This window comes from Actinomyces polynesiensis (assembly GCF_000820725.1).
Taxonomy (GTDB): domain Bacteria; phylum Actinomycetota; class Actinomycetes; order Actinomycetales; family Actinomycetaceae; genus Pauljensenia; species Pauljensenia polynesiensis.
In genome coordinates, this window is the sequence record NZ_CCXH01000185.1 from 1 (window position 1) to 10,311 (window position 10,311).

Here is a 10,311-nt window from a genome sequence, read left to right on the forward strand (position 1 = left end):
CGGCGTGACGATTCCCGTCCTCGCGGGTCTCCTGCCCCCCACCGACCCTGCGCGTCTGCGCCGGGTCACCGACCTGACCGGCATCGAGGCACCCCGCGGACTGCTCGACCGCCTGAGCGCCCTGGGCGACCAGGGGGCCTGCCACCGCGTCGGGGTGCGCGAGGGGGCACGCATCGCACGCGAGGTCCTGGCGGCCGGCGCGCCCGGTGTGCACCTCTACACCTTCAACCGCGCGGCTCCCGCCCTCGACCTGCTCCAGGAGGCCGGCCTGCTCGATCCAGTGACCTGAGGAACCCACCCGACCCGACCTGCCCCGACCCCCGCGCGGCACGATCCGGTGAACACCGCACCGGTAGGACCCGACCTGACGCAGCACCACCCGACCTGATCCACGGAGGACCCCCGATGACCACGACCACCTTCCCCACTGCCACGATCCTGGGCTATCCGCGCATCGGTCGGAACCGCGAGCTCAAGAAGGCCGTGGAGTCCTACTGGGCCGGGCGCAGTGACGCCGCCGCCCTCGCCGCCACGGAGCGCGACCTGCGGCGGTCGACGCACGAGCGCCTCGTCGCCCTCGGCCTGGGTGCCCAGGACGCCTCGGCCCCCGAGGCCGCCTCCCTCTACGACCAGGTCCTCGACGCGACCTCCCTGCTGGGCGCCGTCCCCGACCGCTTCGCCGGGAGGGAGGGCCTGGACCTCTACTTCGCCCTCGCACGTGGCGATGCCTCGGTGCCGCCCCTGGAGATGACGAAGTGGTTCGACACGAACTACCACTACCTCGTCCCGGAGCTCGGTCCCGAAACCCCGATCGTCCTCACGGACCGCACCGTCGTCGAGCGCTTCGTCGAGGCGAAGGGGTGGGGCGTCACCGTGCGCCCCGTCCTCGTCGGTCCCGTCACCTGGCTGGCGCTCGCGAAACCCTCCGAGGACGCGCCCGCAGGCTGGTCGCCCCTGTCGAGGCTGGACGAGGTCGTCGCCGTGTACGCCGAGGTCCTCGCGGAGCTCGCGGCCGCGGGAGCTCCCTGGGTCCAGCTCGACGAACCCGCCCTCGTGAGCGACAACCTGCCCGAGCCGCGAGCGGCGCTCATCGAGGCCGCCGCACGCGCCCATGCCACCCTGGCCGCGGTGGGGGAGCGGCCCGCCCTGTTCGTGACCACCCCGTACGGGGACGGACGGGCAGCCCTCGGGGCACTGGTGGGGGCCGGGGTCGAGGCCGTGCACCTGGACCTCGTGCGAGGTGGCGCGCCCGTGCCCGGCGACGTGGACCTCTCCGACACCGTGCTGGTGGCCGGGGCGGTCGAGGGGCGCAACATCTGGCGGGCGGACCTGGGGGCCGTCGTCGGCGTCCTCGACTCCCTGCGTGAGTTGGATGCCGCGGGTCTCGCCGTGGCGACGTCGACCTCCCTCCAGCACGTGCCGCACGACACCGCCCTGGAGACCTGGGAGGACCCCGAACTGGATGCGTCCCTCCACGAGTGGCTCGCCTTCGCCGACCAGAAGGTCGGGGAGGTCGTGACCCTCGCCCGGGGCGTCGATCGCGGATGGCAGGAGATCGACGCGGAGGTCTCGGCGGCCAGGGACGCCCTCGCCGCACGTGCCGTCGCTCCGGGCGTGGCCGTGGCCGGGGTCCGCGGGCGCGTGGCGGCGCTGTCCCCGGCGGACCGCACCCGGGTGGAGTACGCCGTGCGCGAGGCGGCACAGGCCGTGCGCCCGGGCCTGCCCGAGCTCCCGACGACGACCATCGGCTCCTTCCCGCAGACGCGGGACATCCGTCGCGCCCGTGCCGCCCACAACCGCGGGGACCTGGACGATGCCGGGTACACGGCACGCATGCAGCAGGAGATCGCCAGTGTGATCGCCCTGCAGGAGGAGATCGGTCTCGACGTCCTGGTCCACGGTGAGCCCGAGCGCAACGACATGGTCCAGTACTTCGCGGAGCTCCTCGACGGCTTCGCGGTGACCGGCAACGGGTGGGTGCAGTCCTACGGGTCGCGGTGCACCCGTCCCTCCATCCTGTGGGGGGACGTGACCCGGTCCAGGGAGCTCACCGTCCCGTGGACGACCTACGCCCAGTCGTTGACCCCGCGGCCGGTGAAGGGGATGCTCACCGGACCGGTGACGATCATCGCCTGGTCCTTCGTGCGCAACGACATCCCGTTGCCGCAGGTCGCCGACCAGATCGCCCTCGCCCTGCGTGACGAGGTCGCCGATCTCGAGGCCAACGGCACCGCCATCATCCAGGTCGACGAGCCTGCCCTGCGCGAGCTCCTGCCCCTGGACGAGGCCCGGCACGACGAGTACCTGGAGTGGTCGGTCGGTGCCTTCCGTGCGGCGACCGCCGGGGTCCTCCCGACGACGCAGATCCACACCCACCTGTGCTACTCGGAGTTCGGCCAGATCATCGACGCCATCGATGCCCTGGATGCGGACGTGACCTCGATCGAGGCGGCACGGTCCCACATGGAGGTGCTCCCCGAGCTCAAGGAGCACGGTTTCGAACGGGGGGTCGGACCCGGCGTGTGGGACATTCACTCCCCCCGCGTGCCCTCGGTGGCGGAGCTCGAGGAGCTCATCGTCGAGGCGGCACGGTCGGTCGACCCCCGTCACCTGTGGGTCAACCCCGACTGCGGTCTGAAGACCCGTGACTACCCCGAGACGGTCGCGACGCTGCGCAACATGGTCCGCGCCGCGGGCGAGGTCCGGGCGCGCCTGGAGGAGCCCGTGCCGACGGTCTGACGAGGCGCAGCGGACCACGGTCCGCGCGGAGGCCGGAGGGGCCCGACCACCTGGACGAGGTGGTCGGGCCCCTCCGTGTGTTCAGCCCGGAAGTGCGCGGGGTCGCCTTGGGGTCGCCCCGGGGCCCCCGGGGCGGGCGCAGGGGTGCGGGCGGGATGGGGGAGTCGTGCCCCGACCCGGAGACGACCGGGCGGCAGTTCACAATTGCCCAGGATGTGGACAGGACATTGACCGGACCGGCCCCGACGAACAGCATTGTCCTCGTGAGCACATTCCCGCAGCAGACGAGCCCCCTCATGGGTGGCACCTGTGCGCGAATGTGTCGGTGATTGACGCCTCCAACCCAGTCAATCACCTGCCGCCCCTTGTCCCCACCATGAGCGTGGGCGCGCGGCACCGAAAAATCGGATACTCACATGGCACTCGTGTACACGCCCGCCCGTCCCGCGCAGACCGCTCCTGAATCCTCCTTCGAGGACTTCCTGGCCGTCCTGGACAATCTCACCCTCGGTCGCAATGTCGTCATCGACGTCGACCAGCGCACGGTCCGGATCCAGCAGCGACTGGTCGACCTGACCCGCCAGGAGTTCGAGCTCCTCGCGCACCTCGCCCGCAACGCCGACCGCACCGTCACCCGGGACGAGCTCTTCGAGACCGTCTGGTCGAACCGTGGCCTGGATGCCGAGTCCCGCACGGTGGACGCCCACATCCGTCGCCTCCGCCGCAAGCTGGACGTCGACGACCTGATCTCCACGGTGCGTGGGCAGGGCTACCGCTTCAACTCCACCCCCGGGGTGCGGGTCCTGCAGACCCGTCGTCACGCACTGGCCGCCTGACCCACACGACGACGGGGGTCGGTACTCCCGCCGATCGCCCGCCAACGCACGACTGCCGCCCGGGTGAGCGGCTCGCATGGCGCGATGGGCCCCTGACCTGCAGCGATGGTCAGGCACACCAGGTGCCTCCGCTGAGTCGTGTGTCGGACCGTGGCGGTCCGCCTCAGACCAGCAGCCGGAAGAGCTCCGAGTCCGTCCCGATCTCCTCCACGTGCAGGGGCGAGGCGTCCATGCGGCGTCGCAGGCCCTCGATGTCCTCCCGGCGGGAGAGGTCGATCCCGACCAGCGCCGGACCCGTGTCGCGGTTGTTCTTCTTCGTGTACTCGAAGTGGACGATGTCGTCGCCGGGGCCGAGCACCTCACCGAGGAACATCCGCAGGGCGCCCGGCTGCTGGGGGAAGGTCACCAGGAAGTAGTGACGGAGCCCCTCGTGGCGCAGCGAGCGTTCCATGACCTCCGCATAACGGGTCAGGTCGTTGTTCCCCCCGGACACCAGGCAGACGACGGCGCCCTGTCCGAGTCCGTCCGGGTGGGGGCCCGCGGCCCCGCCCTCGTCGAGGAGGACCTCGGTCGTCCCGCCCTCGTCGGGATCGGGGGTCTCGGCACCGAGGATGGCACGGGCCGCAGCCGAGGCGAGCGCCCCGGCGGGCTCGGCGATGACACCGTCGGACTGGTAGAGATCCAGCATCTCGGTGCACACCGCCCCCTCGGGGACGGTGACCACGTCATCGACCAGCTCCCGCACGACGTCGAAGGCCAGGTCGCCGGCGCGCCCCACAGCGGTGCCGTCCACGAAGGAGTCGACGCTCTCCAGGCGCACGGGGTGGCCGGCACCCAGGGCGGCGAGCATGCAGGCCGCGCCCACCGGCTCCACCCCGATGACGCGGATCTCGGGACGTGCGTGCTTGAGCCAGGTGAGGATCCCGGCGAGCAACCCGCCCCCTCCGACGGGCACCAGTACGCACGCGGTGTCGGGCGGCATCTGCTCGGCGAGCTCCACCGCGATCGTCCCCTGGCCGGCGATGGTGATCGGGTCGTCGTAGGGGTGGACGTAGACGCGTCCCGAGGCGCGCGCCGCCTCCTGGGCGAGCGAGTTCGCGCGGTCGAATGTGCCGTCCACGATGACCTGCTCGACCCAGTCACCGCCGATGGCCTCGATGCGCTGGCGCTTCTGGCGAGGGGTGTTGGAGGGGAGGTAGATCGTCCCGCGCACCTCCAGGTGCGAGCAGGCGTAGGCGACCCCCTGGGCATGGTTGCCGGCGGAGGCGCACACGACGCCGCGTTCGCGTTCTGCGGGGGTGAGCATCGACATACGTGCGTAGGCGCCGCGGACCTTGAAGGAGCGGCACTTCTGGAGGTCCTCCCGCTTGAGGTACACGTCGCGGCCCAGGAGGTCCGAGAGGCGCACCGACCGCTCCAGCGCGGTCCGGCGGACGACGCCGCGCAGGGTCCGGGCGGCGAATTCGACGTCCTCGATGGTGACGGGGAGGGGACCCGACGGGTGCGGCGTCGCAGGGGATGGTTCGGCGGAGGGGAACGTGGCAGGCGGGACAGTGGCTCGGCCGGTGGTCATGCGGGTGGCCTCCTGGAGTGGTGCGGCTGGCGGCCAGTCTAGTGACGACGGGGCCGGGTGGGGCCCCACGACCACCGCACTACACTGGTGGACGTGACGAAGACTCTGAAGAACCCGTTGGTGTGGATCGACTGCGAGATGACAGGTCTCGACGTGGCGCAGGACGCGCTCATCGAGGTGGCCGTGGTGATCACCGACGGTGACCTGCGCATCGTCGACCCGGGGATCGACGTCCTCATCGCCCCGCCCCAGGCGGCACTGGAGCACATGGGTGACTTCGTGCGCGAAATGCACACGAGGTCCGGACTGCTGGAGGAGCTCGCCCACGGGCTGACCATGGAGGTCGCCCAACGTCAGGTGCTCGACTACATCAAGGGCTTCGTGCCGGAGTCCGGCAAGGCGCTGCTCGCCGGGAACTCCGTGGGCACCGACAAGGTGTTCCTCCAGGCCAACATGCCCGAGGTCATCGACCACCTGCACTACCGGCTCATCGACGTCTCCTCCGTCAAGGAACTCGCGCGGCGTTGGTACCGCCCGACCTTCGAGGAGGCTCCCGTCAAGCACGGCGGGCACCGGGCGCTCGCGGACATCCTCGAGTCCATCCAGGAACTGGAGTACTACCGTCGGGTGCTCTTCCCGGCAGAGCCCGGACCGACGAGGGCGGACGCGCGTCGCGTGCGTGACGAGGTCCTGGCCGAGCACATCACCGCCGTCGGCTCCGACGAGGCCGCGACCACGGTCGCGGTCGAGGACGTGGCCGCAGGGGAGTGACCCCGGCCCTGACCCGTTCCTGACGGCCCTGACCCGTTCCTGACGGCGCTGGGTCTCCCCTCTCACTTCGCTGATCCCACCCTCAATACCCTCATCTTCGCCGTCACCCGGCGACGGGCCGGTCCCGTCCGGTGCACGGGCACCGCGGGTCCGACAGGTGGGTGTCCCACAGGCTGAATCAGGCGGGGTCGTCGCCCTCGTCGGTGGTGCCCGCACCCGAGCGGTGCTGGGCGCGGTGGGTCGCGCGGTGGCGCTGCCACTGTCGGTGCCTCGACCCCGGTGAGGTGCGCGGCCATCCGTCCGGGTCGAGCCAGGGCGGGGCAATGACCCGGGGCAGGCCGCCCTCCATGGTGATCTGCCAACCTGTGTCGTCGAGGGTGCGGTGGTGGAACCAGCACAGCAGGACTCCGTTGTCCGTGTGCGTCGGTCCGCCACGATGGTGGGGGGTGACGTGGTGGATCTCGCACCAGGTGGCCCTCACGTCGCAGCCGGGGATGATGCAGGCCCCGTCGCGCAGGGTGATGGCTCGCCTCTGGTGTGGCGTGAACACACGGTGCGGGCTGCCCATTCCCACCAGTCGACCCCGCGCATCGAGGGCGACCACCTGTGTCGCCCCGGAGCAGGCCACGTGGCGGGCCACACCCGTGCCCACCGGCGTGTCCAGTGGGTCACCGCCCTGGATGAACGCGGCGCCCAGGGGGTCGTCGAGATCCTCGGCGGAGACGGTGACGACCAGGGTCGGCGCGGCGCCTCCCAGCCGGGGCACGTCATCGTGTCCGGCCGCCACCGTGAGGATCCCCGCGAGGGCGTCATGGCGGCGCTGGGCGTGGGTGCGTCCCTCGCGGTCCAGGAGTGGTCCCGGCGGAGGGGGGGAGCACCGCTTCGGACTCGTTCCCACCGGACCTGTCGGCACCCTCCGTGGACGTCGTGGAACCGTCCGGGGACGTGGGGGTCGCGTCGCCGGTCTGCTCGACGCGGGGACTGAGATAGGCATCGAAGAGGCGCTGCAGCTGGGCCGCGACCTCGGGGAGGAGCTCCCCGCGGAGGGACACGGTGCCCTTGTGCCGGCGTCCCAGGGTGATGCCCCTGCGCTGCAGGCCCCTCCCCTCATCGGGAGCCGCGCCGTCCGGGTCGAGGTAGGCCTGCCACACCTGGGCCATGACACCCACCTGATCGGCAGCCATGCCGGGCCCCGGCCCACAGGGACCTGTGGGGTCCCCGTCGTCCGGTGGTCGGGTCGCCGCACCCACCAGTTCCGCCTCGGCGACGCCCACCTGCACGGGGTCGGCACCGTGGGAGAGGGCTGACGTCAACGCCCGCGCGACCGTCCGCGTCGCGTCCACGCCCAGCGTCCCCGTCTCCAGCGCTCCGCTCAACTCCGGCAACACCGCGGGCAGTGGATCGCCGACCAACGACCACGACGGCATCAGCGGTTCGGCCAGTCGTATGCGATCGGTGGCGGTGCGCCGCGAGACGTTCGTCAGGCGCACGATCAACTCCGCGGCGTTGCGGCACCCGTAGCGTGCGCACAGACGGTCCGCCCCCAGGGACGGGCGGGAGCGGCGTTCCACCTCACCGGCCAGGAGCACCCGCGCCGCGTCCACGACGCGCCCCACCTCCTCGGCGCCACGCACCAGCTCGAGCAGATCCGCGTCGGAGACCGCGGCCAGGTCCGCGGCGTGCACTCCGACGAGGGCGCGGGCCACGTCCGCCGGGCGTCGCGCCCCGCGGTCCTGGGTCCCAGTCGTCCCGTCCATGACCCCAGTGTGACGGAGGCCATGTGCATCTGCGGCACACGGACACTCTCCCTCCACAGGCGGGAGCGACCCCCCTCGTCCGGCATCGTCCACCCCTGTCACCCATCCTCGTCCGGGAAGGTGCCGCATGCCCCTGCCTCTCTCCCGGTCCGGGTGCCGCCGCTGCCCTCTGGACCCTCGGGCGGACCTAGGCTTGACCGGTGACCGTCGTCGACCTCCTGCTCCTCGTCCTGGCGGGAGTGGCGTCCGGACTGGTCGGGTACCTCACCGGTCTTGCGTCCCTGGTGAGCTACCCCGCCCTGCTCGTGGCGGGCCTGCCACCGGTCACCGCCAACGTCACCAACACCCTGGCCCTGGTCGGGGCGGGGATCGGCACCACAGCCCACTCGGGCCGCGAGTTCCTCGCCCGGGGTCGGCGCACCACCGTCGTCGAGGTCGGGATCGCCCTCGTCGGAGGCCTGGCGGGCGGCTGGCTCCTGGTGGAGACCGGGGAGTCGAGCTTCTCCTCCGTGGTGCCGTGGATGGTGCTGGTGGCCGCGCTCCTGCTGCTGGTCAGCCCACGTCTCAAGGAGGCGCCAGCGCTCGGGACGGTGCCGCGTCCGGTGTTCCTCGTCGCGCTCCTGCTCACCTGCGTGTACGGCGGCTACTTCGGCGCGGGGTCCGGGGTCATCTGCCTCGCCGTGGCCGTCCTGCTCTCGGGTGCGGACTTCACCTCCTCGGTGTTGGTGAAGTCCATCCTCCTGGCGGTCTCCAACATCGCCGCCTCCGTGTTCTTCGTCCTCACGACCCCTGTGGACTGGTGGGCGGCGCTCGCCCTCGGGGCGGGCTGTGTGGTGGGCGGGTACCTGGGGCCCTCCGTCCAGCGACTCATCCCGGAGACCGTGCTCCGTCGGACCGTCGCCGCGGCAGGGACCGGTCTGGCCGTGTGGCTCTGGACCAACAGGTGAGCGTGCGGGCGTGACGGTGCCCCGCCCTCGTCCGCGTCCCCGCCCTCGTCCGCGTCCCCGTCCGCCGGACCCGTCGCCCGGGCCCGGGCGCCAGCACGTCCGGACCGTCCTCAGAGGGAGCGCTCCATCGCGGTCACCTCCGGCCGCGGATGTCGGGCACACTCCCGGAACCCCGCGCAGAGGTAGGTGTGCAACGCGGGCTCGTTGCCCACGATGACGTCGAGTCGCATCCTCGTCGCGCCCAGCGCCCTCGCCTGTGAGACGGCGTGCCCCACCAGCACGTGCGCCAGTCCCTCGCCGCGCCGTCGGGGGGCGATGACCACGCGTCCGAGCCGGGCGGTGGGGCCCACGACGGTCAGGTCGAAGTGCCCGATCGGCGCCCCGAACGTCCCCTCGACCAGGACCCAGGCGCTGAACCCCGGCTGGGACTCCATCCCGACCAGGTCCCGGGTGCGCAGGGGCCAGGCCACCTGGGGTCCCGTGAACAGGTGGAGCGCATCGGCGTCGGGGATCCAGCCCACGACCCTGGCGGCATCTGCCGGGGTGCGTCGACGCAGTGTGGTCGGGGACATCGTCGCTGCTCCTGACTGGACGGGGATGAACGGGTGGGCGCATGTCGCGGCCGGAGGGACGGACCGCGTCCGGGGTGGGCTCCCCACTCCGGTTCCTCCCGACGATGGTCGCACGTCGGGGGAGTGGTTGCTTCCACAGGGGCGTCGGTGCACCCCCGCGCATCCACAGGGACGAGGGCGACCCCTGTCATCCGAGGTCTCCGGGGACCACTGTGTGCGCACCGGCATCCGTCGGCAGACCAAGGAGGACACCATGACGGGCAACACCAGCATCACCCTGAGAGGACGGGTCGGGACCGACCTGAGGAGGTTCGACACACGCAACCGCCAGGTCATCGTCCGCTTCCGCCTGGCGGTCTCGCAGTACCGCATCCGCGACAACGGGACCTTCGAGGACCTCGACGCACAGTGGTACACGGTGCGCGCCTGGGACCGTCTCGCCCAGAACGCGCTCGCGTCGCTGGCCAAGGGCGACCCGGTCATCGTCGTCGGGCGTCCCACGGTCAATGCCTGGAAGGACGAGCAGGGCGAGGCCCGCGGCGAGCTGGTCATCACGGCGCAGAGCATCGGGCACGACCTGAACCTGGGCCACACCAGGTTCGCGCGCACGGGCGCCCTCTCGAGCACCCGCCCCTCTGACGAGGTCCCGGACGGGCCCACCTCCGCAGGCGCGGCACCCGACGCCTCGGCGTCTGTGCCCGGTGAGGGATCCCCCTACGAGGGCGGCGCCGCGACGGGCGGAACCTCCGGGGTGCACCTGGAACCCACAGACCCGGACCTCCCTGCGCGGCAGGCCGACTGGGCGCGGGAGGCGAGCGGCAGTGGTGACGAGGACGAGAGCTCCGGGATCGGTCCGGACGGGTTGGTCTCCGATGACGAGGACTCCTCCACGGGGTCGGGCGGCGCGGACGAGGAACGGGCAGTCCACGTCTGAGCCACGCGCAGGACCGGTGCCGTCGCGTCGACCCTGGCGGGCTGGCGTGTCAGCTGCCGGCGTGTCAGCTGCCGGCGTGTCAGCTGCCGGGGTGCCACCGGGGCGGGTGCCACCGGGGCTCACCGTGGCGGGGCGCACCTCGCTGGGACATCACTGGTCCCTGCCCCCGGAAACTCGGCCCG

At 72.0% G+C, this 10,311-nt stretch carries 10 protein-coding genes; 6 read left to right on the plus strand and 4 right to left on the minus strand.

The window, feature by feature from the left end:
- From TA90_RS07860 to TA90_RS07875, 3 genes are all read left to right on the plus strand, one after another.
- The coding region (locus TA90_RS07860) for a methylenetetrahydrofolate reductase (protein ID WP_043535621.1) at nucleotides 1–289 on the plus strand (289 nt) is incomplete at its 5' end.
- A gap of 116 nt (nucleotides 290–405) precedes the next feature.
- Complete coding sequence (gene metE / locus TA90_RS07865; RefSeq protein ID WP_043535623.1) at nucleotides 406–2,739, plus strand: 5-methyltetrahydropteroyltriglutamate--homocysteine S-methyltransferase; 2,334 nt, start codon at nucleotides 406–408, stop codon at nucleotides 2,737–2,739.
- Between the two features lie 416 nt (nucleotides 2,740–3,155).
- A complete protein-coding gene (locus TA90_RS07875; protein WP_043535627.1) occupies nucleotides 3,156–3,575 on the plus strand; it encodes a winged helix-turn-helix domain-containing protein in 420 nt (139 codons plus the stop codon).
- A gap of 163 nt (nucleotides 3,576–3,738) precedes the next feature.
- Here TA90_RS07875 and ilvA read toward each other — a convergent pair whose 3' ends face one another.
- Nucleotides 3,739–5,148 carry a threonine ammonia-lyase IlvA gene (gene ilvA / locus TA90_RS07880; RefSeq protein WP_082031566.1) on the minus strand — a complete coding sequence of 470 codons (1,410 nt, stop codon included), beginning with the start codon at nucleotides 5,146–5,148 and terminating at the stop codon, nucleotides 3,739–3,741.
- Between the two features lie 87 nt (nucleotides 5,149–5,235).
- Between ilvA and orn the strand changes: the two genes are divergently transcribed.
- The gene (orn, locus tag TA90_RS07885) at nucleotides 5,236–5,919 is read left to right on the plus strand and encodes an oligoribonuclease (RefSeq protein ID WP_187120111.1); all 684 of its coding nucleotides are present in this window, start codon (nucleotides 5,236–5,238) and stop codon (nucleotides 5,917–5,919) included.
- Nucleotides 5,920–6,097: 178 nt separating this feature from the next.
- On the opposite strand, the gene TA90_RS07890 is transcribed toward orn, so the two are convergent.
- Together TA90_RS07890 and TA90_RS07895 are read right to left on the minus strand one after the other, a co-directional pair.
- Nucleotides 6,098–6,706 carry an HNH endonuclease signature motif containing protein gene (locus TA90_RS07890; protein ID WP_231550702.1) on the minus strand — a complete coding sequence of 203 codons (609 nt, stop codon included), beginning with the start codon at nucleotides 6,704–6,706 and terminating at the stop codon, nucleotides 6,098–6,100.
- Nucleotides 6,707–6,728: 22 nt separating this feature from the next.
- A complete protein-coding gene (locus tag TA90_RS07895; RefSeq protein WP_043535631.1) occupies nucleotides 6,729–7,676 on the minus strand; it encodes a DUF222 domain-containing protein in 948 nt (315 codons plus the stop codon).
- 200 nt (nucleotides 7,677–7,876) lie between these two features.
- On the opposite strand from TA90_RS07895, the gene TA90_RS07900 reads away from it, so the two are divergent.
- The gene (locus TA90_RS07900; protein ID WP_043535633.1) at nucleotides 7,877–8,623 is read left to right on the plus strand and encodes a sulfite exporter TauE/SafE family protein; all 747 of its coding nucleotides are present in this window, start codon (nucleotides 7,877–7,879) and stop codon (nucleotides 8,621–8,623) included.
- A gap of 110 nt (nucleotides 8,624–8,733) precedes the next feature.
- Here TA90_RS07900 and TA90_RS15125 read toward each other — a convergent pair whose 3' ends face one another.
- On the minus strand, nucleotides 8,734–9,195 hold the full coding sequence (locus tag TA90_RS15125; RefSeq protein WP_043535634.1) for a GNAT family N-acetyltransferase: 462 nt from the start codon (nucleotides 9,193–9,195) through the stop codon (nucleotides 8,734–8,736).
- Nucleotides 9,196–9,409: 214 nt separating this feature from the next.
- On the opposite strand from TA90_RS15125, the gene TA90_RS15130 reads away from it, so the two are divergent.
- Nucleotides 9,410–10,129: a single-stranded DNA-binding protein gene (locus TA90_RS15130; protein WP_052450649.1), complete on the plus strand. Its 720-nt coding sequence runs from the start codon at nucleotides 9,410–9,412 to the stop codon at nucleotides 10,127–10,129.
- Nucleotides 10,130–10,311: the final 182 nt, after the last annotated feature.